At 43.7% G+C, this 22,865-nt stretch carries 21 protein-coding genes; 6 read left to right on the top strand and 15 right to left on the bottom strand.

Going from position 1 to position 22,865, the window contains the following annotated elements; genetic code table 11:
- Nucleotides 1-34 precede the first annotated feature (34 nt).
- Nucleotides 35-469, top strand: coding sequence for an RrF2 family transcriptional regulator (locus tag LKO28_RS10450; protein WP_165294678.1), 435 nt, complete (start codon nucleotides 35-37; stop codon nucleotides 467-469).
- 22 nt (nucleotides 470-491) lie between these two features.
- Here the strand turns inward: LKO28_RS10450 and LKO28_RS10445 are convergent, their stop codons facing one another.
- From LKO28_RS10445 to LKO28_RS10425, 5 genes are all read right to left on the bottom strand, one after another.
- Nucleotides 492-1,802 (bottom strand): UDP-N-acetylmuramoyl-tripeptide--D-alanyl-D-alanine ligase, encoded by a 1,311-nt coding sequence (locus LKO28_RS10445; protein WP_227694775.1) that lies wholly within the window; start codon nucleotides 1,800-1,802, stop codon nucleotides 492-494.
- A gap of 56 nt (nucleotides 1,803-1,858) precedes the next feature.
- Entirely contained in the window at nucleotides 1,859-2,743 is an 885-nt protein-coding gene (locus tag LKO28_RS10440; protein WP_227694774.1) for an SMP-30/gluconolactonase/LRE family protein, read from the bottom strand.
- A 66-nt stretch (nucleotides 2,744-2,809) separates the two neighbouring features.
- Nucleotides 2,810-5,218 carry a TonB-dependent receptor domain-containing protein gene (locus tag LKO28_RS10435; RefSeq protein WP_227694772.1) on the bottom strand — a complete coding sequence of 803 codons (2,409 nt, stop codon included), beginning with the start codon at nucleotides 5,216-5,218 and terminating at the stop codon, nucleotides 2,810-2,812.
- A 3-nt stretch (nucleotides 5,219-5,221) separates the two neighbouring features.
- Nucleotides 5,222-6,946: a PspC domain-containing protein gene (locus LKO28_RS10430; RefSeq protein WP_227694770.1), complete on the bottom strand. Its 1,725-nt coding sequence runs from the start codon at nucleotides 6,944-6,946 to the stop codon at nucleotides 5,222-5,224.
- Nucleotides 6,947-6,979: 33 nt separating this feature from the next.
- On the bottom strand, nucleotides 6,980-7,315 hold the full coding sequence (locus LKO28_RS10425) for a PadR family transcriptional regulator (RefSeq protein WP_227694768.1): 336 nt from the start codon (nucleotides 7,313-7,315) through the stop codon (nucleotides 6,980-6,982).
- 213 nt (nucleotides 7,316-7,528) lie between these two features.
- Here LKO28_RS10425 and LKO28_RS10420 point away from each other — a divergent pair, with 213 nt between their 5' ends.
- Nucleotides 7,529-7,912: a VanZ family protein gene (locus tag LKO28_RS10420; protein WP_227694767.1), complete on the top strand. Its 384-nt coding sequence runs from the start codon at nucleotides 7,529-7,531 to the stop codon at nucleotides 7,910-7,912.
- A gap of 8 nt (nucleotides 7,913-7,920) precedes the next feature.
- On the opposite strand, the gene LKO28_RS10415 is transcribed toward LKO28_RS10420, so the two are convergent.
- Together LKO28_RS10415 and rlmN are read right to left on the bottom strand one after the other, a co-directional pair.
- Nucleotides 7,921-8,751, bottom strand: coding sequence for a ComF family protein (locus tag LKO28_RS10415; protein ID WP_227694766.1), 831 nt, complete (start codon nucleotides 8,749-8,751; stop codon nucleotides 7,921-7,923).
- A 121-nt stretch (nucleotides 8,752-8,872) separates the two neighbouring features.
- Nucleotides 8,873-9,931 carry a 23S rRNA (adenine(2503)-C(2))-methyltransferase RlmN gene (gene rlmN / locus LKO28_RS10410; protein WP_227694764.1) on the bottom strand — a complete coding sequence of 353 codons (1,059 nt, stop codon included), beginning with the start codon at nucleotides 9,929-9,931 and terminating at the stop codon, nucleotides 8,873-8,875.
- 52 nt (nucleotides 9,932-9,983) lie between these two features.
- Here rlmN and LKO28_RS10405 point away from each other — a divergent pair, with 52 nt between their 5' ends.
- On the top strand, nucleotides 9,984-11,162 hold the full coding sequence (locus LKO28_RS10405) for a dicarboxylate/amino acid:cation symporter (protein ID WP_227694763.1): 1,179 nt from the start codon (nucleotides 9,984-9,986) through the stop codon (nucleotides 11,160-11,162).
- Between the two features lie 68 nt (nucleotides 11,163-11,230).
- Here LKO28_RS10405 and LKO28_RS10400 read toward each other — a convergent pair whose 3' ends face one another.
- From LKO28_RS10400 to LKO28_RS10380, 5 genes are all read right to left on the bottom strand, one after another.
- Complete coding sequence (locus tag LKO28_RS10400) at nucleotides 11,231-12,268, bottom strand: Atu2307/SP_0267 family LLM class monooxygenase (RefSeq protein WP_262906082.1); 1,038 nt, start codon at nucleotides 12,266-12,268, stop codon at nucleotides 11,231-11,233.
- 635 nt (nucleotides 12,269-12,903) lie between these two features.
- The gene (locus tag LKO28_RS10395) at nucleotides 12,904-13,485 is read right to left on the bottom strand and encodes a tRNA-(ms[2]io[6]A)-hydroxylase (protein WP_227694761.1); all 582 of its coding nucleotides are present in this window, start codon (nucleotides 13,483-13,485) and stop codon (nucleotides 12,904-12,906) included.
- A 4-nt stretch (nucleotides 13,486-13,489) separates the two neighbouring features.
- Nucleotides 13,490-14,128, bottom strand: a complete 639-nt coding sequence (locus tag LKO28_RS10390; protein ID WP_227694759.1) for a gluconate 2-dehydrogenase subunit 3 family protein — start codon at nucleotides 14,126-14,128, stop codon at nucleotides 13,490-13,492.
- Nucleotides 14,129-14,153: 25 nt separating this feature from the next.
- Nucleotides 14,154-15,890, bottom strand: a complete 1,737-nt coding sequence (locus LKO28_RS10385; protein ID WP_227694757.1) for a GMC oxidoreductase — start codon at nucleotides 15,888-15,890, stop codon at nucleotides 14,154-14,156.
- Between the two features lie 133 nt (nucleotides 15,891-16,023).
- Nucleotides 16,024-17,253: a glycosyltransferase gene (locus LKO28_RS10380; RefSeq protein WP_227694756.1), complete on the bottom strand. Its 1,230-nt coding sequence runs from the start codon at nucleotides 17,251-17,253 to the stop codon at nucleotides 16,024-16,026.
- A gap of 171 nt (nucleotides 17,254-17,424) precedes the next feature.
- On the opposite strand from LKO28_RS10380, the gene LKO28_RS10375 reads away from it, so the two are divergent.
- Nucleotides 17,425-17,940, top strand: a complete 516-nt coding sequence (locus LKO28_RS10375) for a helix-turn-helix domain-containing protein (RefSeq protein ID WP_227694755.1) — start codon at nucleotides 17,425-17,427, stop codon at nucleotides 17,938-17,940.
- A gap of 27 nt (nucleotides 17,941-17,967) precedes the next feature.
- On the opposite strand, the gene LKO28_RS10370 is transcribed toward LKO28_RS10375, so the two are convergent.
- From LKO28_RS10370 to LKO28_RS10360, 3 genes are read right to left on the bottom strand one after another with little or no spacing between them, the layout of a single operon-like run.
- Nucleotides 17,968-18,900 carry a dihydrodipicolinate synthase family protein gene (locus LKO28_RS10370; RefSeq protein WP_227694754.1) on the bottom strand — a complete coding sequence of 311 codons (933 nt, stop codon included), beginning with the start codon at nucleotides 18,898-18,900 and terminating at the stop codon, nucleotides 17,968-17,970.
- Between the two features lie 11 nt (nucleotides 18,901-18,911).
- Complete coding sequence (locus tag LKO28_RS10365; protein ID WP_227694753.1) at nucleotides 18,912-20,465, bottom strand: sodium:solute symporter; 1,554 nt, start codon at nucleotides 20,463-20,465, stop codon at nucleotides 18,912-18,914.
- A 6-nt stretch (nucleotides 20,466-20,471) separates the two neighbouring features.
- Nucleotides 20,472-21,998: a fucose isomerase gene (locus LKO28_RS10360; protein WP_227694752.1), complete on the bottom strand. Its 1,527-nt coding sequence runs from the start codon at nucleotides 21,996-21,998 to the stop codon at nucleotides 20,472-20,474.
- A 212-nt stretch (nucleotides 21,999-22,210) separates the two neighbouring features.
- Between LKO28_RS10360 and LKO28_RS10355 the strand changes: the two genes are divergently transcribed.
- Together LKO28_RS10355 and LKO28_RS10350 are read left to right on the top strand one after the other, a co-directional pair.
- On the top strand, nucleotides 22,211-22,720 hold the full coding sequence (locus LKO28_RS10355; RefSeq protein ID WP_227694751.1) for a GNAT family N-acetyltransferase: 510 nt from the start codon (nucleotides 22,211-22,213) through the stop codon (nucleotides 22,718-22,720).
- Complete coding sequence (locus LKO28_RS10350) at nucleotides 22,698-22,838, top strand: hypothetical protein (RefSeq protein WP_227694749.1); 141 nt, start codon at nucleotides 22,698-22,700, stop codon at nucleotides 22,836-22,838. Before LKO28_RS10355 ends, LKO28_RS10350 begins: the two co-directional genes overlap by 23 nt.
- Nucleotides 22,839-22,865: the final 27 nt, after the last annotated feature.

The following is a 22,865-nucleotide window of genomic DNA, read 5'->3' as shown; positions in this document are numbered from 1 at the left end:
CTACTATTGATTGATCCATAAAAAAAGGGAACACATGCTTTCTAAGAAAACAAAATACGCTATCAAAGCGCTTATGGTGCTGGGACGTAACTACGGAAAAGAACCTATGCAAATTGTGAGGATTGCAGAAGAGGAACGTATTCCGAAAAAATTCTTGGAGCAGATTCTTTTGGAAATGCGCAACGCAGGTATTTTGTACTCTAAAAAAGGTGCCGGTGGGGGATACAGTTTAAACAAAGCGCCAGAAGATATTTACCTTTCTCAAGTGATGCGGTTAATTGATGGTCCCATCGCTTTATTGCCTTGTGTGAGCCTCAATTTTTATCGCTCCTGTGAGGAATGTGTGGAAGAGCATGCTTGTGGTATTCGTGACACCTTTATTGAAGTACGAAACGCGATGCTGCAGATTCTTAATGATACGAGCATCGCACAACTTATCAATAAAGAGAAGCATTTGTCCTTGGATTAACGCAAAAAAGCAATACCTTTTTTTACAGTATCTCCATCAGTTTTTCAAAAGCCATTCCACGAGAAGCTTTCAGTAGGATAGTACTGTTAACAACAGGATGTTCTCTGAGAGCTTCTTTAGCATTGTCCGTCGTTTCGTAAAATTCAGCCTTCGTATTTTGATGGGCATAAAACGCCTCACCCACAAAGATGGTCCGATCGGCATCGATGGCTAGCGCTTTGTCGACCACATATCGGTGTTCTTTCGCAGCATCGTCACCCAATTCAAACATATCGCCTAGTACGATTACTTTATGTTCCGCTTCGATAACTTCCAAGTTCGCCAACGCGGCTTCCATACTACTCACATTTGCATTATAATAATCGGCAATGACGACATTTTGTCCCGTCTTTGTGATTTGCGAACGGTTATTGGTGGGCGTATAGGTCACAATCCCTTGATTGATATGGACATCATCTATACCGAAAAAATGTCCTACCGCAATTGCAGCTAATATGTTCTCCGTATTATACGAGCCTGTCAATTGCGTTTCTACTGTTTGATACACCTCCGCATCACGTATTTTCCAAGAGACACAAAGAAGAGGATTGGCATATTCCAATCGTCCTACGATGTCGTTTGCGGGCGAAAAACCATAGCGAACAATTTTTGAAATACCGCGCTGCATTTCCATCTCTCGCAGGTATTTATTATCCCCTTGAAGGAACAACACGCCGTCATGCATTTTGAGAAAATCATACAGCTCGCCCTTGGCTTTCTTCACCCCATCAAACGAACCAAAACCTTCCAAATGTGCTTTTCCGACATTGGTTATGAGGCCGTGTGTAGGCGCTGTGATACTACATAGAAAGGCAATCTCCTCCTGATGATTTGCTCCCATTTCAATAACAGCTACTTCGATACCATCATCTATCGCAAGCAATGATAGTGGAACACCAATGTGATTATTCAGATTTCCTGGGGTTGCGTACGTCCGGAAACGCTGCGAGAGTACAGCGTGTAACAGTTCTTTTGTGGTTGTCTTACCGTTGGTTCCCGTAATCCCGATAACAGGTATATCCAATTGCTGACGATGATAGCGGGCCAACGCTTGTAAGGTCGTTAGCACATCGTCCACCAGGATAAAGCGTTCGTCTGTCGCGTAGGCCTCATCGTCCACTACCGCCCACTTCGCTCCGCTTTCTAATGCTCGCGCGGCGAACGTGTTGGCATTGAAGCGATCTCCCTTTAACGCAAAAAATATACTAGAAGGGGGTATGTTTCGGGTATCGGTAGATATCGCGCTACACGCTTTATAGAGCTGATATAATTGTTCGGTCGTTATGCTGTTCATCGCCAGCAAATATAACTATCATTATAAAAAAAGAAGAGGGGTCTCCCCCTCCACTTTTATTTATTTTCTAGCGTAAAGGCTTTTACGCTGTTACTGTTAAATGTAGGGATATAAATCGTGTTGGTTTCGGGGTGTATACCTAAATCTGCAGTATTCATTTCACCCTGCACGTCCATTAATTTCTCAAAACTGCCGTCTGCTTTTACGTAATAGATCAGTCCGCCCCAACAAGTTACCAGAAAATCGCCATCGCTACCCACAGGCTCTAATCCGTCACCACCCAATTCAAACCCTTTGGCAATAACCGTACTTTGCTTATCCGAATCAATTTTCCACAGTTCGGGTCCTACTAAAGCATAAAGCGTCCCATCGACAATCTTCAGACCATTGGCATTCGGTGTATTATCCAAGAAAACCGCAGGTGTATTATTTTCCATTCGGTAAATCGTGCCCGTACGGGTATCGGATACATACACAATACCATCTTTATCGACTGTTACATCGTTCAGAAATACCGCGTCTGGAAATTCTACTTGATGAACCGTTTCACCTGTATTTAGATCGATAGCGAGGACAGCGGTAATATCAGCAACATACAGCAAACCGTCATGAATGGCCATACCTTTTGGGGCGTTCATTCCGGTCACCCACTCTTGGTTTTTAATACTTCCATCCCGATTCAATATAGCAATACCGCCTTTTCCATCTTTTGTGGCACCTTCACCATCTATCAAAGACACATACAACACATCGCTTTCGGCATGATAGAGTACAGACTCCGGCGTTGGTAAATCTTTTGTTTCCCAGACCTCTGTCAATTGCAGTTGTTGCTCTTGGCTTTGTTCCTGATTCTGTTCTTGCTGTTTTTGTGGCTGACCGCATGCGGCCGTCAATAACGTGGCTCCTGCAGCCGCTACAGCGAAAAGAAATAGTCGTTTCATAATAGTCTCGTTTATTTAAAATGCTGACAAGATAACAATTTTTCGGGAATTGTGTCTGCGCCACCTTTAGCGCGCGCGGCTTGCTTCTTCAGAATCCGTGTCACGCTTTCTGCTCTGTTGTTTTAAGTTACCGAATTTATACGTGTAGGTCAACCGAATGGTCTGATTGTCGTTATATTGCCGGATGATGGAATTGAATTGTCCGAAATTGGTGGAAACGTTATTCTGTTGTGTACGAAAAATATCTGTTCCTGCCAATTTCAAGGAGCTTCGCCCTTCTTGGAAATTATAATTTAGCCCTATGTCGGTACCCCAACGGGCATGAATTTTATAAACATTGTATAGAAACGCACTATTATAATGGACAGACACTTCTGCGGAAAATGCTTTGTTCAACTTAAAGTTATTTGTACTACGCCCTTGAAAGAAAGTAGAACCTAAGTCTGCATATTCTCCGGCAATCGGACCTTTAAAGTGCATGTAGACCGTCGTTAGATTATTGTTCATCGTCCAAAGTTTTCCAATACGCAGTGGCGCATTAATATTTAAATACGATGTAACCGTTTCCGCTAGATTTTCGCGGGTAACCCAGGCCTGACCCGTTACCGAGTCCTGTCCCAAACTCTCGACCATGGCGTCGGTGGTTATATCTGTACCGAGTGTAAAATTAAACATCTTATACAGGGTATAGTTTAGTGTTAAACCGTTCGTATACTGCGGACGGACATATGGATTTCCTTTCATATACGTAAACTTGTCAATATAGTACTCAAAGGGATTCAAGTATCTGTAGTTGGGACGAGCTACCTTTCGCGCATAGCTTAATGAAAGGATATTATTCTCATTCCAAGTATAAGACAGGTTTGCCGAAGGAAACCAATCTAGATAATCTCTTTTCACCCGCTTCTGCAGGGTCACTGAGTTTCCGTCGGAGATGGTGTATTCGCTTCGAAGACCGACTTTCATCGACCAGCGCCCGAATGCACGGCTATAGTCACCATAAGCTGCTGCAATCTGTTCGGTATAGACGAAGTGATTCGGACGTCCGGCATATTCTTGCCAATTGTTGTCCACAAAGTGCTCAAATTGGAGGTCATTATCAGAACGCACGTTACTGTATTTTACACCCGTCTCTAACTTTCCGCCTCGACTTAGTATTTTTTCAAAATCCAGCTTGCCCACGTAGATATCAATTTCAACGGGCATTCGACTTCTTTCTAATTCCGGATCGTATAGCAGATTCCCGAAAGTATCAGAAGTACGATATGCGTAATTAATATTTGTATTATTTCGAAAAGTGGTCCAATCGAGATCCAACACCAATTTGCTACCCAAGGTGTCCAGCCGCAATTCGTTGTTAAAATTGAGAGAATTACGCTTAAAGGGAGTGGTGGATTGCGATACGGCGTTCAACACAGAATCTATTGTACCAATGCGAGGACCAATATTCGTCAAACTGTTATTATTAGAAATTTCTTTGTCACTATCGCCTGAAAATTGCAATACGAGGGTGTTGCGTTCGGAAGTTTTTTGCTCAATCCCAAGTCTATAATTATGGCTCTTGTTCGTTTCAACAAGCGCAGCGTCTTGATCAAAGACTCGATCCGTGCCATTTGATGGAATAACGCGTTCCATATTCAAATCAAATTGCCGTTTATTACGGTTAAATCCATACATGCCGAATACGGTCGTATTATTTTTCTTATAGTTGATGTTCAAAGAAGAATTCCCTCGGAGATACTTACCTTGAGCGGCACTTGCCAAAAATGATCCGTTGAATCCTTCTAGCTTATTTTTCTTCAATACTATATTAATCGTGCCCACCGCTCCTTCCGCGTCGTCCTTCGCACTTCTTATGGTACTCACCTCTACGCGCTGAATCTGATCTCCACTCATAGCTTTAAGAAAGGCGGTAAGCTGCTCGCCACTCATGTAAGTCTGCCTGCCATCAATCGTGACATTTACCCCCTGCTGTCCCATCAATTGAACGTTCTCATCCTTATCAATACTGACACCAGGAGCACGCTGCACTACTTCGAGCGCATTATTACCCGCTGCCAGTGTAGAGTTTTCCACGTTCAAGATCAACTTACCATCCCGTTGCTGCACGAGCGGCACCTGCCCTTCTACCGTTACCGCGTCGATGATGTGTGCCTCAGGCTTCAAGATCATATCGTCTACCACGATCCGCTGATCTGCGATCTTCAATGTCGCAGATTTACTCATTTCGTACCCTACCGAAGACGCCTGGATGATAAATTCTCCGGGAGGTATATTTTGTATAATATAGTTGCCCGTTTCATCGGTTACCTCGGTCTTGATAAGGCCGCCCACCTTCGCCGTTAACAAGTAAATCGTTACATTTTCCAATGGTTCTTGCTTTTCATTAAAAACACGACCGCTTACCTCCCCCTGTTGTGCCTGTGCGGAAAACACAGTAAAAAGGAGAAAACATAAATTAAAAATAAGGCGCATATATTAGCTTTTTTCTTTCTTCGTGTTGATTTTAAGGCTATTGTCTTTCACTTCGATAGTCACATTCGAACCGTCGATATGGATAACCGAATCTTTCTTTATCTCTACGCCATCCAATAACGCTTTCTTTTCCGATTTTACTTCCTCTTCTTCTGACTGGGTGGGTTGGGCACACCGTAATCCGGCGTCAGACATCGTCCATTCCGTATACTTCTGTTGATCATTAGGATAGTTTTCGCGGCATTCCCAATAAGAAATATCTCGAATTTTATGCTCTATTTCTTTTTGGAGCACCACATTTGCACCTTGCGGTAAATACACCGTTACAGTTACTTGTTGATCTCTTTCCAAAGTGTTTTTCGTCAACAAAAAGTGGCTTGGGAATAAAATGGTCTTCTGTTCTTGAATAGCCTCATAGACAATATTGCGCGCACGTTCAGAAGCCAATTGATAGGTTTTTCCTTTCGCAGAATAACTGTACTGTATATAGGGCTGACTCAAAGAATCAATGCTCTCAAAATAGATGTTAATGTCACGATGCAGGTAATTTCGCAAATCCTGTCCGTCTAGTTGTATATTGAATTTTGATTTTAGCGAGTTCTGCTCACTAGCATCCAATACACGAATATCTTTCTCGGTGAAATAATAAACTTCCTGTGGTTGCAAGCTTTTTTGTACATTGACCGTGCTCTTTTCCCGAAAATCTTGTGAAACGGCTATACAATAATAAATAATACCGACAATGGACACAATCCATACAGCAAACATGGTCAACATCATATAATTATTTAACTTTTCGACGCTAAATAGAATCCGAATAAGCCAAAAAAACAATGCAAAAAATGGTATAGAAATAGCCAAAAAACCAAACGTCACCGCAATAAAGGCTTCTTGCGTAGCTAATCCTCTCAGTGGCGGAAAAAACATCGGATTCTCAAGTCCGAAAATGTTCATCACATTAAAAATGTAAAAGATGAAAAGCCCCAGTAAGGTTAACCCTGCGGACACCAACATAATCCAGGCAATCATTTTCCCGATCAGCCCCAAACAACCGCTCAGTAAATTACCTGCACTACGTACGCCCCGACCAATATGCTCTCCTGTGCTAGAAAAAGTTTCGGAAAAGCTCCGAGTCTCTTCATCGAATGATTTTTTAAAATTCTGCAGATTAGGCTCTTCCCCTCGCATAGCCATTTTATCGGCTCGCGTTTCGGCCATAGGCATCACCAACCAGAGCACAATGTAGATCAATACACCCGAACCACCGACTAAGCAGAAAACCACCAATATAACGCGCAGCCAGACAGCGTCTATACCAAAATAATGTCCTAGTCCGCTACATACACCGCCAATTATTTTGTCGTCCGGATCGCGCATTAATTTTTTGCTCATATAGTCTACCTGAGGGGATGGTCCGACACGTGCCTCTTGCTCGTAATGCTGCCCACCGACACTGTCAGCGCTTTCTTCAAAATCACGCACATGTCCCATTTGTCCAATAACTCGTTGTACGTCATCCAAATTGATAACTTCTTTACGCCCCGTTTGTATATGTTCGTTAAACATTTCCGCGATACGGTTTTCTATATCTTCCAGTATTTCCTTACTCTCCGCTGTATTCCCGAAATGCTTTTTAATATCAATCATATACGACCGTAAGGTATCGTAAGCATCCTCCTCGATATGGAACACGATGCTGTTGATATTTATGATAATTGTCTTGTTCATAACCTTGTTTAATTAATATGTAGATGCGTTCTATTAGTCATTCCGTCCTTCCAAAGAGATTTCCACTGCGAAAACAAGTTCCTTCCATGTAACGTCTAGCCGAGATAGCACGGCCTTCCCCTCTGCTGTAATTTCATAATATTTGCGAGGCGGCCCGGAAGTGGACTCTTTCCATGTATAGCTCAATAATCCATTATTTTTCAAACGGGTGAGTAACGGATACAGTGTGCCCTCCACCACGAGAAGCTGGGCTTTTTTTAGTTCCGCTATAATATCTGAAGCATAAATCTCCCCTCGGGAAATGATGGAAAGGATACAGTATTCTAATATGCCTTTCCGCATTTGGGTTTGTGTGTTTTCTGCTATCATAACAATACAAAGTTATATGTTTTCTACTGTACTATGCAATGCATAGTACTATAAAACTAAAACAAACCCATGTATAACCTTGATTATCAGGAAAATTATTTTTAATCTTCTGATTTAGAACAGTGGCTTTTCCTCGACAATTATAACGTAATAACGTTTTGTTAACGTAAAATGACTTTGAAAACTGCGTAATTTATACGACTTTTATCCCCCATGTTGAGAAACCTAGTGAATTACATTTGGGCTATCGTTTGGGGCATTTTTATGCTGTTACTAATGGGCTTACCTTCCGATGATATGCCGGGAGTGGGTTTTTTCGAGGGGTTTGACAAAATGGCGCATTGCGGTTTCTTTTTTGTCTTTACTGTCCTGTTGTTATTGGGCTCTTTGTCAAAACCTGCTGGCAATCCATCCAAAATAAAAGCCGTCTTAATCTCATTTTTCGTTGCCAGTATACTTGCTTTTGGTACAGAAGCCATCCAATATTACCTGTCAACAGGACGTCAGGCGGACTGGTGGGATATTTTTGCTGACTATGTGGGAATAGGAATGGCACTTTTTAGTTATATCTTGTTTTACCGGAGAGCGGTGTCTTAATAGCCAACCTATCGCGCCATTGCCAATACCGCAACAGAAACCTTACAGTTACACTGCTCAACGAGTGTTCGCGCTGCTGACGCAATCGTAGCGCCCGTCGTGCACACGTCATCTACGAGCAATACGTGTTTGTTTTCGAACACAGAAGAAGTTATACATGAAAAGGCATCTTCGAGATTGTCGTAACGCTCCATGCGGCTTTTCTTCGTCTGCGTTTCGGTATTTATCGTCCTTATAAAATCCTCCTGATTGACCGGCAACGACATTACTTCCGCAATACCCCTAGCAATATATTCACTTTGGTTATAGCCTCGAATACGCTTTTTCGTAGCGTGAAGCGGTAGCGGAACTACCACATCTAAGCTCCCATAGTATGGCGAAAGAAGGAGCTGCTTTCCTAAACATTTTCCAAGATACTTTCCAATACGATAATCGTCCCGGTATTTTAGTTTATGGACAATCGATTGCACGGAAGAAGATTTAGAAAAAGAGAGGTAAGCGGCAGCGGTATAAATCGGAGCTTTTCCGATTAAACGTTGGGTGAGCTCATTCATTAAGAAAACATGATGATCATTTATAGGCAGATGGTAGTGACACATCGTACAAATGAACGCTTCTTGATTCAACAACACATTCTCGCAGGACACACACAAGGGTGGAAATAATAAGGAAATAAAGCTTTTCCAGTATGATAGAATTTGCATATCGCTACAATTGGTATACACAAATTTAATATTATCTTCCATTTTCCCGCAAAAAAAAGCAAAACGGGACGAAGTGAGCTCATGGACACCAAAATGAGCCTTGTCCATAATCTCTTCACTTCGGATATTTGACATATTGGATAGTGCTAAAAGGCGATTTCTACCTACGTCAAACATCCAGATGTGACCATTAAGGTTAAGGATGGCTATTGCAATTGTGGGCAATATCACTGATACCAGTGAACTGTTATGCTCTCTAAACGGCAGCTTCTTCTTTGATAGCAAGTTGACCGCAGGCTGCATCGATATCTTTCCCACGGCTACGTCGTACATTGGTTACGATCTGCTGGCTACGTAAATATTCTGCAAATTGCTCAATTTTATCTGCTTCCGCATTGACGAAATCGGCTAATGCTATCGGATTATACTCGATAATATTTACTTTACAAGGTACGTGTTTACAAAACCGGGCTAGTTCTTTCGCATCCTGCAGTTCATCATTAAAATCATGGAACACGATGTACTCGAAGGTAACCGGATTTTTAGTTTTAGCGTAATAATATTTAAGAGCATCCGCTAAAGCTGCTAGGGAATTTTGTTCATTGATCGGCATAATCTGATTACGCTTCTCATCATTGGCTGCATGCAAAGATAACGCGAGATTAAAGCGAACTTCATCATCACCCAATTTTTTGATCATCTTAGCGATGCCAGCAGTGGACACCGTGATGCGTTTTGCGGCCATATTTAATCCGTCCGGAGCAGTTATACGCTCGACGGAATTCATCATATTACGGTAGTTAAGTAGTGGCTCACCCATACCCATATACACAATATTGGTAAGGGGCTGACGGTACTTTTCTGCTGCTTGATTGGCAAGTAGGACAACTTGATCGTAGATTTCATCTGCCTGAAGATTCCGCTTACGTTCCATATAGCCCGTAGCACAAAATTTACAGGTCAAACTACACCCTACCTGCGAACTTACACAAGCAGTCATACGATCTGGCGTTGGAATTAATACGCCCTCAATCACATTTCCGTCGTACAGGGTAAAGCTATTTTTTATCGTCTTATCCGAACTCACCTGGGAGGCACGAACTTGCACCGCGCGTATCTCAAAGTTATCTTTCAGCGTCTCGCGCAGCCCCTTGCTCAGATTGGTCATCTGGTCGAAATCTGTACATGATTTGACCCATAACCATTCATATATCTGTTTGCCCCGGAACCCTTGCTCGCCCATCGCCGTAAGCTTATCTTTCAATTCGGACAAACTTAAACTTCGGATATCTATTAATTTGCTCTGCTGTACCACAATGCAAAGATAGGTAAATAATTTTTTGGAAAAATAAAATGTATTTTAGCGCATGAAAAAAATCACTGGTAACTTGCTATTCAGAGTCGTCGTCGCTATCATACTGGGTACGATTTTCGGCTTTATCGTCCCGACTTGGATAGGTCGCATTTTCGCCACTTTTAACGGATTATTTGATGAGCTTTTAAAATTTTTAATCCCGTTCATTATCGTTGGCCTTATCGTTCCGGCTATCGCTAAGCTAGGCCAATCGGCTGGAAAGTTACTTTTATATACAGTGTTGATAGCATATGGCTCTACCCTAGCAGCTGGTTTTTCATCTTACCTGACCAGTTTGGCTATTTTTCCCAGCCTATTGGAAAATCAAATAGCGACGCCCATCACCGGAAATGAGACGAGTCTTTTGCCATTCTTTCGCGTGGAGTTTCCTCCATTTTTTGATGTTATGCCCGCACTGGTATTCGCTTTTTTAATCGGTATCGGCTTAACTAGGATACCCCGGTCCGCATTATTACGCGCGGCAGAGGATTTTGAAAAGATCGTTACCTTCCTCATTGAAAAATTGATTATCCCCCTTTTACCCTTATTCATATTCGGTATCTTCCTCGATATGACCTATTCCGGGAAAATAGAAACTATATTTCAGTTATTTTTAAAGGTAATCGGTGTTATATTTCTGATGCACATCGTTTGGTTACTGTTGCAATTTATCATCGCTGGGGTCGTTTCTGGTCAGAATCCTTTTCGTTTATTGAGGACAATGATGCCCGCCTATTTCACCGCTCTCGGAACGCAGTCTTCGGCCGCTACAATACCCGTTACACTTCAGCAGACCAAAAAGACCGGGATACAGGAAAGCATTGCTAGTTTTGTAATCCCATTATGTGCGACGATACACCTGGCAGGAAGCACGCTTAAAATAGTTTCCTGTGTTGTGGCGTTAATGTTACTACAAGGTATGCCAATTGACTTCTTCCAAATGGCTGGATTTATTTGTATGCTCGGTATTACAATGGTCGCAGCGCCTGGCGTACCCGGTGGCGCCATCATGGCCGCGATAGGCATTGTTTCTTCGATATTAGGCTTTAGCGTGGAAGATCAAGCGTTGATGATTTCCCTATATATCGCTATGGACAGCTTCGGCACGGCCTGCAACGTGACTGGTGATGGCGCGATCGCAGTTGTTCTCGACGCTATTTATAAGGCTCCGCCCGTATCTCCTGAAGAATAGCGTGTTTAATGTTTAAACAAACTTGGCGATGCATAGTCCGCGACCATACAACGCCAAGATGTGTCTGTTTATTTTTCTAAAGCGGCTTTTACCTTAGGGATGATCTGCGTACCATACAGCTCGATAGCCTTCATCATATCTTTATGATGTGGACTGCCCACGTCCATATGAGCAGAGAACCGTGTTAAACCAAACATTTCGATAACATGTAGTATCTTCTCTACAGTTTGGTTTACATCTCCGACAACCAGATGTCCATGAATCGAGCGGCCGAAATCGTATTGTGTACGTTGGTACGTCGGCCATCCTCTCGACGCACCGATCCGGTTCATCTGCGCTGCATAAAGAGGGTAATACTGATCAGCCACATCCTGTCCCTTTTCACCAAAAAATGCATGCATGTGCACCCCCACCTGAAAGTTTTCTTTCGCGTGCCCATTATCTTCCCAGACTTGTTGATAAACTTCGAAAAGCGGCTTAAAATTTTCGATGGCGCCACCGATGATCGCAAACATGACGGGAAGTCCGAGTTTCCCTGCTCGAATTACCGAGGAGGTCGTTCCTCCAACGGCAACCCAGATCGGCAAAGAGCCGTTTACTGGCCGTGGGAATACTTCCTGATTAACCAATGGTTTCCGAAACTTTCCCGACCACGTAATAGTATCCTGCTTGTTTAAACGTAATAAAAGTTCTAATTTTTCCTCGAAAAGCTCGGCATAGTCTTTCAGGTCGTAACCGAATAATGGGAACGACTCTATAAACGATCCGCGACCGGCCATAATCTCCGCACGACCGTCTGACAGCAAATCTACTGTTGAGAAGTCTTGGAATAGTTTTACAGGGTCTGCAGAACTGATCACCGATACCGCACTGCCCAATTTTATATTCTTGGTTACCGTGGCAGCAGCAGCCAATATAATTTCAGGAGAAGAAACTGCATAATCTGCCCGATGGTGTTCTCCCATTCCGAAGAAATCGACCCCCACCTCATCCATCAATTTAATTTCTTCGATTATTTCTTGCGTACGTTTTGCCGCGGATTGCATTTTACCAGTTACGGGGTCGATATGTACATCCCCAAACATGCCAATTCCTAATTCAATCATAGCTTTTTCCTTTCTATTACAAAAATAGGGATGATTTTTTTGGTCAGCATTGACCTATATCAAGAAGTGCTCCTGCCGGAGGGGCATTCCTTTTTTGTGTCAAGACAAAAAAGGAATCAAAAAAAGTCAAGACTTGCATCATTCCGCTACCTTTACTTGTCTATTCCTAAACTTTCTTTACTTTCTTTTTCCTTGACGAAAAAGAAACAAAAAGTCAAGACTTGCATCGTTCCGCTACCTTTACTTGTCTATTCCTAAACAGAATAAAACTCACTTCGTTCAAACATTATTCTGTTTTTAACGGAATATCCTGCGTAAAGCTGGCTACGGAACAATGCTAGGTCGTTTTATTTCCGCATAACCGCAAAGCAATGTTTATTGCTTTCTATTTACGCACCGCACTACCCCAACATTAATCCTAAAAGTCATCCGACTATTATAAGACGCGTATTAAATTTTTGAGACACGTAGAATGTTTACGTTTGAAAGATATTGCACTACCCCTCCTTAACTTTTATGGTCACATGCGGATGTTTGACCTTTGTAGAAACCTCCCTTAGCACTATCCAATAGGTCAAATATCCGAAGTGACGAGGTTTTTGCTTCTTTTTTACGGGAAAAAAGAAGAGGAAACACTATCCATGAATATATTCCTTCTTGCCGTAGCTCTGTATCAACTGTCCTTCAAAATCCAGCCATTCTTGCCATCTCTTATCGACATCAACATCGATCGTATATTTCCGCGCAAACTGGAGGAAAGTGGTATAATGATTTGCTTCAGAAACCATAAGGTCATGATAGAATTTCGCTAATTCCTGATCTTTGATGTTCTGCGTAAGGACCCGAAAACGCTCACAGCTTCTCGCCTCGATCATGGCTGCAAATAATAACCTGTCGATAAATGCTTGGTTGCGGGAACCATCCTTTTTCGAAAATTTCATCAACTGCCCTACGTAATCGTCTTTGCGTTCCCTGCCCAAGGTATATCCACGTTCCTTAATGATATCAATTACCATTTGGAAATGTTGCATTTCTTCGATAGCAATAGCTGTCAATTCATGAACAAGGTCCTCATGCTCGGGATTTTGCGTGATTAACGTGATCGCGTTAGAAGCTGCTTTTTGCTCACACCATGCATGATCCGACAAAATTTCGTCTAGATTGGATTCCGCGATATTAGCCCAGCGCGGATCTGTCAATAATTTTAAACCTAACATAATATTATCCTAAAAATTTATCGGGATCAAACCCGTGTTCTCTAAGTATATCTTCTGGAACACCGTTCCAGACACCAGGGCGATTTCCTACGTATCCGATATCCTTTACCCCCATCTCGGTCGTATAAAATCCGGATGCCGTCAGGTTGCGCATCAGCGAGAAAAATGCAGCGCCCTGTTGCATTTCCGGTTTTGCTTTATCAGGATAAGCAATTTCTTCGACAAATGCAAGCTGCTGTTTCTCGGTACATGTTATAAATGTATGTGCGTACCGCTTCTGGCACTGGATGTCCATCCACTTCAAACCGCCACGCATCGGAACTTGATTTGAGGGGATATCCTTGACGATAAACTCGATAAAGTCGGGCACACCGGCATCGGATGCACACCCTGATACCTCGTCTTCCGGAATGATGATATCCGCCAACACCGCGATGGTAGCCATCTCGTGTGCTGTAAAAAATCTTTCTTCCCGCAGCTTCTGCGTACGCTCGTGTTCCCAATCGGTCACACCCGATAGCTTATCAGAAGTCTCGGCAATGATCCTCGCTTCGTGGGCACTTTCGCCGTTACAAGCTGTTGTTAATACCCCCGCTCCCGCGGCGATTAGACCCAAGGCCCTAAGAGATTCTCTTCTATTCATGTGTATGAAACGTTTTCTCTTTTATTTAACCATTTAATTTTTTCTTTTCTTCCAATATGTATTCCGCCGTCCGCATCGACAAGGCGAGGATGGTCCATGTTAGATTCTTATCGCCCTGTTGTACGAACGGCCCCGCATCAACCACATACACATTTTTGCAATCGTGTGCCTGTCCCCATTTATTCAATACCGACTGCCTAGGGTCATTACCCATACGCGTGGTTCCTCCCTCGTGAATAATCACGCCGGGTGCTTCCAGTCCGTACTTTGTCTCCGGTCCCTGTTCGCCAGACAAAACAACAGCACCCATCTCATGCATGATTGACTTAAACGTATCTTGCATATGCTTCGCCTGTTCTATTTCTTCATTCGCCCATTTGTAATGAAAGCGCAATACGGGAATACCGTATTTGTCTAAGTGCGTTGGATCAATTTCGCAGTAATTGTCTTTTCTCGCCAGCGCAGTACCCCGGCCGGCCATCCCGATCGACGCCCCATAAAATCGGCGATAATCTTGCTTGAGCTGCGCCCCGTAGCCCCCAGCGTCACGAAGTTCTCCGCTTGTGCCAGCTATCTTTGCCACCGCAGCAGGAACCCAGTTTAAGAAGCCATATCCTGGCATCTTCATGCCGCTACCATACTCAATATGATAACCCCGCGGAAAATTCAGCTTTTTATTGTCTTCCCACCAGGGAGAATAAATATGCACACTACCTACACCGTCCTCATTATACCGTTTCCTATCCAATAATTGCGGCAAGAAGCCCCAAGCGCTCGCCCCAGTAGAGTCATGCAAATAGCGCCCCACCAAACCACTACTGTTCGCCAACCCACCCGGATGCGCGGCCGATTTCGAGTTCAGCAAAATACGAGCGCTTTCACAAGCACTAGCGCCCAGTATGACTGTTTTGCCTCGCACAGCATATTCCTGCAGGCTCTTAATATCTACGTAGGAAACCCCGATCGCTAGCCCTTCGTCATCTGTCAACACTTCGCGAACCATGGCATGGTCAATTACTTGGAGATTTCCCGTTTTCATAGCCGGCATAACGAGACAAGACGAGGAAGAAAAATCACCATAAACTTTACATGCTCGTCCACATTGACCACAATAAAAACAGGTTCCCCGACCTTTGATCTCCGGAGAAGATTCTGTCAAAACAGCTCCTCGCCCAGGGATAACCGGAACACCAGCTTTCTTTGCCCCTCGAGCAATATAAAGTTCTCCTAAACGAGGTTTTGGAGGTTTCATAAAGATGCCGTCGGGTTCATTCGGTATACCTTCTACTGTTCCGTAAATACCGATCATACGGTCGACACGGTCATAAAACGGCTTTACCTCCTCATAGGATATTGGCCACTCATCCGTCACGCCGTCCCTCGGTTTAAAATCGTCCGGCCCCATGCGCAGCGAAATACGTCCCCAATGGTTCGTTCGCCCGCCGAGCATACGAGCGCGAAACCATTCAAACTCGGTATCATTTACCGTAGTATAAGGCTCCCCCTCTAATTGCCAACCTCCATAGGCTGCATCAAAATCTCCGAACGGTCGTGTAGTGCCGGCGCCTCTGCGAGGAGATTCCCAGGGCCATCTCAATTGGAGAGCATCCTTCGCTGGATCGAAAAAAGGGCCTGCTTCTAACATCAGCACCTTCAGTCCTGCTTGGGCCAAAACATAACCTGCCATGCCGCCGCCAGCCCCGGAGCCTACCACGATAGCGTCATAAATTTCCGGACTTTCTTTTATTTGATAGTCAAGCATATAGTGTCTCTCTATTTAATTTAAGCAATTGGAGGGCTAGCTATTTTCCTTCTGTTTGCATAAAATCGTTAGTTTGTTTAGCTAGAACTAAAATAAACAAAAAACGGCGTTAGAAAGAATGACAATCTATTTATTATCCTAAATTACTGTTTTTTGCTTCAATCCAAAGTGACATGTATTTGCTAGCGTTATGCTGCTGGTTCTGCAGAATCTGCCCTACGAAGTTCTGTTGGCGATGCGTGGCTAACATCTCGATCAGTTCACTGATATATCCTAGAAACGGTGTTGCAAACAGTTGTTTATCACTTGTCGCACGCAGAATAGCGACACCTTTCTCCTGCGCTTGATACCAAATCTTCGAATGCTGATAAAGCTCTGCAGCCTTGTCCGCAAAGTTGTCCGGATCATCTTCTATAAATCCGTTCCACGTGCCATCTATAGACATCGCTTCGGCTCCCACGGTAGTGGTAACCGATGGCGTGCCGGCCTGCATAGCGTCAATAAACTTACCTTTGACACCAGCCCCAAACGGAATTGGGGCAATCAACACCCTATAAGCTTCGAGCGTTTTGCGCGCATCTTCTGCTCTTCCTTTTATAAAAAACTTCTCCTGCGGCCGATGTAATTGGTAAACCTTTTCTGTGGGATATGCACCATAAACATGTAATTCTGCATCGGGCACCTGCTTCCTCAGCTTGGGCCATATAGATGCCTTCAATACCCGCACCGAATGCCAATTGGGTTCGTGCAAAAAATTGCCAATAAACATAAAATGCTTACGCTGTTCAAAATCCCGCCAATTGTTCTGCTTTGTTTCATCAACGGTTGCTTCTAAAAACGGTAAGTAGTATAAGAGATCCGCCGGTATACGAAACTTGGTCAATAGGAGCTCCATTTCTTGCCGGGAAATGATCAGGGAAAGATCGCAACGTAGTATGGCGGCAATTTCCCGTATAGTGACGTCGTTATAGTAATTTATTGCAGCATCTTTCTTGAATGCTTCTTGGCGCGACCGGCGCAAGAAATGTAGATCTTCCGTATCCAACACCGTGCACGCAGCGGGACATTGTTCTCTTATCCGCCAACCGTACTGTTCTTCCGTAACAAATCGATCAAATACCACGATGTGAGGCTGTAGTGTCGCCACAAAAGTATCGAAGCGGCTATCGTTAAGCTGAATTTGTACTTCCTGTACACCCTCTTGGGATAAGGGGTAACTAAAGGAAGATTTGCTCGCTGCCGACGCGAAGCAAATCTCGTAACCTGCACACCGAAACAGCTGAACCAATTGTACAATACGTGTTCCGGCAGCAGACGATTGCGGCTCTGGCCAAACAAGCCCGATGAAAAGTACAGTTTTCATCGGGCTAAAATAAGTATTTGGAAATGTTATTTACATTTTCTCGCTTAAAACTTCAAGTCATATAGCTTTTCACCTATGTCGGCTATTTTCTGATCAACCGAGAGTGATGATCCTTTTCACCAATACATTTTAAACGGCGATCCGGAAAACCGACCTAACGAAACTTATTACATGAACACCCGAATATTAGTTATCTTACAAGATATTCTAGATAGCGGGCATATTCGTGAACACCGGTATCATTATCTCAAGATAAAATTTAAAGAACTCCTTTTTGCTATACATCAACATACACAGCTAACTGCTAGCCCTGTCCAAAAATCACTTTCCACCGGTTTGGATGTGCTGGAAAAAATTCGCGCGCACCTCATTTTTAATCTCGATAACCCAGCAAATATTACGGAGCTGTCTAAAACATTTATGTTGAATGAGAAAAAATTAAAAGAAGATTTCAAAAAAATATATGGCTGCACGGTGTATGCCTTTGTAATACGTGAGCGGATGAAAAGAGCCCAGACACTTCTCTATAAGAATTATAATGTCAGCGAGTTAGCCTCACTCTTGGGTTACCATAGTGTATCCCATTTCATCAAGGTATTTAAAGCCTTTCATGGGTGTACCCCAAAAGAGGCTCTTAACAAGTTCCAAGCACTTACTGCCCAAGCAAAAAAAGGCGGTGCTGCCTAAATAAACATTACTATAGACGTAACAACATTATTTAATCAACGTCAAACCAATTTCGTCGGCTAAGTTTTCAAAATCCTGTAACAGCTCCGCTAATGCTATTTCGGTTTGTTCACTGGGCAACACACTTCCGTTTCTACAGGTTAAGCCAATAGGAATACCTCGCTTTTGCAACGTATATTTAGCGCTGGCGGGATACGTATCGTGCATCACGTCCATATGTCGTGTAAAAAAGCCTTGGACTTTATCGATCTCTGTTTGCTTTGTGGAATCTGCATAATGATCACACAACCAAACGACTAATTCCGGAAAGTAGTTTCCTTGAATGCAAGACAGACCGGCCGAACCAGCAGCTAAAGAATCGGTTGCGTGTACCATATAAGCGTCGTATAGCCCAAATGCAGACTCCTGCGTAGTGGCCGCAATCTTCTGACGCACAGCTTTGATATCCAAACAGGTATCTTTATGATAAGTTACCCGCCCCGTGCTTACCAACTCGCCTAATAATTCGGGCGATAATATCCGTTTGTACGGTACGGGGCATTCGTAGAACCCGACCGGTATCTCGTCCGTTAATCGGAGTAGTTGATATACATTTTCCTTAAATACCTCCTCGGAGTCCGTTTCTTTTGCAAGCAATCCCGAAATAAGGATCACAGCAGCCACTCCCGTGCTATAGATCTTTTTTACGTTTTCTGCCTGTTCCTCCATAGTCTCACCAAACGACCCTGTAGCCACGACCGGAACGCGTCCATCAACCCTTTCTACGATATGGCGTACCGATGTTAACATCTCTGCTATCGACAATTGGTACATTTCGCTCGACAAACAGTTAGCGAAGAGCCCGCTCGCCCCACTTTCCAGATAAAAGTCGACCAAACGATCTAGCGCATTATAATCTATAGACTGATCTTCATTAAACGGCATCAGCATAACCGGAATATATTTTTTATCGTTATTCATTATTAGAATCTTTAATTATCTGTACCTTTTAAACGTTGACTGATATTACCAACCAACAGAATTGCAACTGTACCTACCACGATGATCATATTAGTATGCAACATATTACGCAGAAACGCGTATTCCTCTGGAAGGAGATGCGAAAACGTCATCCACAGTATAACGATTATACCAAAAATAGTCGCGAGCATCGCGTCGCTATTGCCTACCTTTTTATTGGTAATGCCCAGCAAAAACAATCCAAGCATTCCACCAGCAAAAATTCCCGACAGTGTCCACCATACATCCAAAATACTCTGAACACCAATCATGGCAATTCCGGCAAACATCCCAATAACGCCAAAAACGCCTGTCCCGATAAGCAGCATACGCAAATTACCTTTGTCTGATACGTTCGGGTTGATATACCGTTTGTAGATGTCTTCCGTAAACACCGTGGCCGAAGCATTCATCCCCGAACTGATCGTGCTCATCGCGGCGGCCAATATAGCCGAAACAATCAAACCCAAGATACCTGTGGGAATATTGCCCACCATGTAATGAGGAAGTACTTTGTCGCCATAATCTGCCGGTGTCAATCCTTCCATCACCCCAGCCAAGCTTGCGCTATCCGACCCTATCCGTTCCATAGCGGCTTGCTCTTTAACCGTCAGGAGTAGATCGGGATTAACATCATAATATGCATATAAACATGCACCGATAATAAAAAACAGCAGGGAAATAGGGATATATAACCAAGTACATAGCCAAACAGACTTCGCCGCCTCTTTTGCATTGGGCGCCGCATGATAGCGTTGCACGTAGTTTTGATCCATACCAAAATTAGTGAGGTTCATAAAAAAACCGTATAATAGGATTACCCAAAAAGTGGAAGAAGAAAAATCAGTAAGCGAGAACGAGCCCAAATCAAATTTGTCATCTCGCAAACCAATATCGACAACTGTACCAGCTCCGCCCGGGATCTGGTAAATCAATGTACCAATGATAACTAGCGCGCCGAAAGTTAATAGTATACCCTGAAAAACTTCCGTCCAAATGACCGCTTCAATCCCTCCCAACAACGTATAAATAATGATACAGACACCCGTCACCAGCATGATCAGGGACATATCTAGGCCCGTCAGCGCCTGTAGGGTAAGCGAGATACCAAAAAATATGGACCCCATCCGAGCAACCTGCGTCAGTAAAAAGCATATCACCGCATAACTTCTCGCCCATTTACCAAAACGATTTTCTAGGTTGCTATATGCCGATACCTGCGTGTGTTTCCGGTAAAAAGGCACGAAATATTTCGCAGCAATGAAGGCTGCCAAAGGCATAGATAGACCAAAGACAAAGGCATTCCAATTCGTACCATAAGCTTTACCCGGCACACCGAGAAAGGTATTGGAGCTGAGAAAGGTAGCATACAGCGAAATACCTACTGCCCAGGCTGGAATGCTGCCAGCAGCCTTTGTATAGGCCTCAGAAGTTGTATTCTTTCTGGAAAAGTAGACGCCGACCAACACCATCGCCAATAAATAAACGACGATGACGGCTAGATCTATGATAGGTAAACTATTCATAGCGCGCTAGATTCCGCATAAATTGACTTTGATCCCCAATGCCTGAAGCGCGGTAGCTTTGATCTCCGCAGCTCTTTTTACATCAAAATCATTATCTACATAAACCACCTGAATATGGTTGGCTTTATGTTTGGCCATCATTTGGTCTCTGCTCACCCCATCCAATACACCATGCATTATAGGCCATTGAGCATCTGTAAGCGCCCAACGTCTTTCTGTTTCATCTTTTGGCATCTCGACAGCTCGTCCCGTACCTATATCACACCACAATTCATCTTGCTCCATATATATTCTGCTCCATACGATTTTTCCCGGACGGCTAACACCACGAAGTGTTCCTCCTCCTTTTTTGAAGAACATAGGCGGTTGGCGCATGCTGCTCGCCTCAGCATATCCATTAGCAAAATGAGATGCGGGCACCGCACCCGAGATCAAAAACACCCAAACGAATTCCTCTTTTCCATCGATCATAAAATCCTCCCCATAACGGAGGTCATGCAAAGTATTGTCGCCGTTTAAACCGAGCTGTCGCCAGAGGTGATACGTGAGATATCCATCGATACCGGCGCATTCGTCCACTTCGTTGAAATGGGGTAAGGCCAGGCCGGCATACAACTCTTTTCCTTGCTCATCAAAAACTGGTGGTCTTTCCGTATTGTTCAACAGACCTTCGACCAAGTCGCTGGCAGCCACTAGATCCTTCAACCCCTGCTGATACTGAATCCCAATGGTGTCACAGCCAAATTCGTCGGCGAGTCGCAGCGCCGCGATATACATTTTACACTGCTCTAAGGTTTGCTCACGCGTCAGCTCTAGTGCCGAATCCGTCCCCCATTCGAACTGCATGCCTTTTTGCAGCATCCAGTTCAACACAGCTTCGGCGTCTTCGTCGGATACCGTCAGCATTTTTGCATATAAGGTAGACTGACTCAACCTTTCTTTGAAAATACCCAATTGATGGATAAGTGCATCCGGGACAATAGCGTTGAACATCCCCATACAGCCCTCATCAAACACGCCCATGACCACTTTATCACTTATCATTTTAGCAGCGAATTCTTCCGCTAGCAAACGATCCCTCTCCGCAAGCTCCTGCGGCATGAACTCCCGTACGTGTGTATAGTCATGCGTGACCTTTCCGGTATCTAACCACTCTTGTAGCTTACTTCTAAAAAAATCATCGCTAAAATCTTTACTCCACAGAAAGCTGTACGCCACGTTGGCTTTGGTCAATGATCCCGTGAGATTTAATGCACCGACCAAGCCGGGATACGTGCCATCCCAGTTCGCAACAACTAAAATTGGCCCTTCGTGCGAAATAAGCCCCGCCAATACATGATGGCTATATTGCCATACACTCTCCGCCACAATAAGAGGAGCTTTTTTATCAATCTCTCTGAAAATTTTTATGCCAATATGCTGGTAGTCTATAAAACCGTGTCCCTTCTCGGCATCGTATCCGTGTGCACGCTTGATGCCCCAGCCCAAATCAGCGAGCGCCTCCTGAAGTTTTTGCTCCATTTGCTGCTGCATGGGCCAGCATTTAATATTTGCCGAAGGTCTAAGGTCTCCGCTACACACTAAATATGTCTGTTTTTTGTCTATAGTTATCATCTGATCTATCTTGGATATTACAAATATGCAGGAGATATTGGGCTATTTCATGACGTAATTTTCCCAAAGTATCTAACATTTTATCACAATTGGACTAAAATTCCGTGAAAATAGTGTTAACTTGTTAGTATATGGACTACGTGTTTAGAAAAGCAGAACAGGCCGATGCGGGACCAATCTGGAAGATCCTCGCGGAAGCTATAAAACGTCGAAAAGCTGATGGCAGCGATCAATGGCAAGACGGATACCCAAACCCAGCCGTAATCCAAGCGGATATCGACAAGAGAAACGGTTATGTGTTGACGGACAAGGATAGGGTTGTGGGTTATTGTGCAATCCTGATAAACGATGAGCCAGAATATCTTAACATCAAGGGAAAATGGTTAACACAAGGAGACTTCGTCGTCTACCATCGGGTCGCTATTTCCGAAGACTATCTAGGCAAAGGTTTAGCACAAAAAATGCTGCTTCACATTGAGAATTTCGCACGTAAGCACGGCATACTGAGTATCAAAGCGGACACGAATTTTGACAATAAGGGCATGTTATATATTTTCAAAAAATTAGGATACACCTATTGCGGCGAGGTAACATTCCGGGGAACGCCACGCCAAGCTTTTGAGAAGGTTCTATCCGGCTAATATCGATGTGGATAATCGGTGGGCGCGTATCACCGGCGTTATTTACTTGGTGGGAAGTTCCAGCGACCGCGAGCGCCGTGATAACAACGGTATAACGCGTATCCAATTGCGTTTATAACAATGAATCCCGATATAACCAACTATA

This window comes from Sphingobacterium sp. FBM7-1 (assembly GCF_020687765.1).
GTDB lineage: Bacteria > Bacteroidota > Bacteroidia > Sphingobacteriales > Sphingobacteriaceae > Sphingobacterium.
The sequence above is the reverse complement of the archived record's forward strand: the minus strand, read 5'-3'. Positions and strand labels throughout refer to the sequence as shown.

What these genes read in the sequence shown, in the direction of transcription:
- LKO28_RS10370 (WP_227694754.1), bottom strand. Translation starts at nt 18,900, where the DNA reads ATGAATAACGATAAAAAATATATTCCGGTTATGCTGATGCCGTTTAAT.
- LKO28_RS10430 (WP_227694770.1), bottom strand. Translation starts at nt 6,946, where the DNA reads ATGAACAAGACAATTATCATAAATATCAACAGCATCGTGTTCCATATC.
- LKO28_RS10365 (WP_227694753.1), bottom strand. Translation starts at nt 20,465, where the DNA reads ATGAATAGTTTACCTATCATAGATCTAGCCGTCATCGTCGTTTATTTA.
- LKO28_RS10415 (WP_227694766.1), bottom strand. Translation starts at nt 8,751, where the DNA reads ATGTCAAATATCCGAAGTGAAGAGATTATGGACAAGGCTCATTTTGGT.
- LKO28_RS10405 (WP_227694763.1), top strand. Translation starts at nt 9,984, where the DNA reads ATGAAAAAAATCACTGGTAACTTGCTATTCAGAGTCGTCGTCGCTATC.
- LKO28_RS10425 (WP_227694768.1), bottom strand. Translation starts at nt 7,315, where the DNA reads ATGATAGCAGAAAACACACAAACCCAAATGCGGAAAGGCATATTAGAA.
- LKO28_RS10385 (WP_227694757.1), bottom strand. Translation starts at nt 15,890, where the DNA reads ATGCTTGACTATCAAATAAAAGAAAGTCCGGAAATTTATGACGCTATC.
- LKO28_RS10420 (WP_227694767.1), top strand. Translation starts at nt 7,529, where the DNA reads ATGTTGAGAAACCTAGTGAATTACATTTGGGCTATCGTTTGGGGCATT.
- LKO28_RS10435 (WP_227694772.1), bottom strand. Translation starts at nt 5,218, where the DNA reads ATGCGCCTTATTTTTAATTTATGTTTTCTCCTTTTTACTGTGTTTTCC.
- LKO28_RS10445 (WP_227694775.1), bottom strand. Translation starts at nt 1,802, where the DNA reads ATGAACAGCATAACGACCGAACAATTATATCAGCTCTATAAAGCGTGT.
- LKO28_RS10355 (WP_227694751.1), top strand. Translation starts at nt 22,211, where the DNA reads ATGGACTACGTGTTTAGAAAAGCAGAACAGGCCGATGCGGGACCAATC.
- LKO28_RS10390 (WP_227694759.1), bottom strand. Translation starts at nt 14,128, where the DNA reads ATGAATAGAAGAGAATCTCTTAGGGCCTTGGGTCTAATCGCCGCGGGA.
- LKO28_RS10375 (WP_227694755.1), top strand. Translation starts at nt 17,425, where the DNA reads ATGAACACCCGAATATTAGTTATCTTACAAGATATTCTAGATAGCGGG.
- LKO28_RS10395 (WP_227694761.1), bottom strand. Translation starts at nt 13,485, where the DNA reads ATGTTAGGTTTAAAATTATTGACAGATCCGCGCTGGGCTAATATCGCG.
- LKO28_RS10380 (WP_227694756.1), bottom strand. Translation starts at nt 17,253, where the DNA reads ATGAAAACTGTACTTTTCATCGGGCTTGTTTGGCCAGAGCCGCAATCG.
- LKO28_RS10360 (WP_227694752.1), bottom strand. Translation starts at nt 21,998, where the DNA reads ATGCAGCAGCAAATGGAGCAAAAACTTCAGGAGGCGCTCGCTGATTTG.
- LKO28_RS10440 (WP_227694774.1), bottom strand. Translation starts at nt 2,743, where the DNA reads ATGAAACGACTATTTCTTTTCGCTGTAGCGGCTGCAGGAGCCACGTTA.
- LKO28_RS10400 (WP_262906082.1), bottom strand. Translation starts at nt 12,268, where the DNA reads ATGATTGAATTAGGAATTGGCATGTTTGGGGATGTACATATCGACCCC.
- LKO28_RS10450 (WP_165294678.1), top strand. Translation starts at nt 35, where the DNA reads ATGCTTTCTAAGAAAACAAAATACGCTATCAAAGCGCTTATGGTGCTG.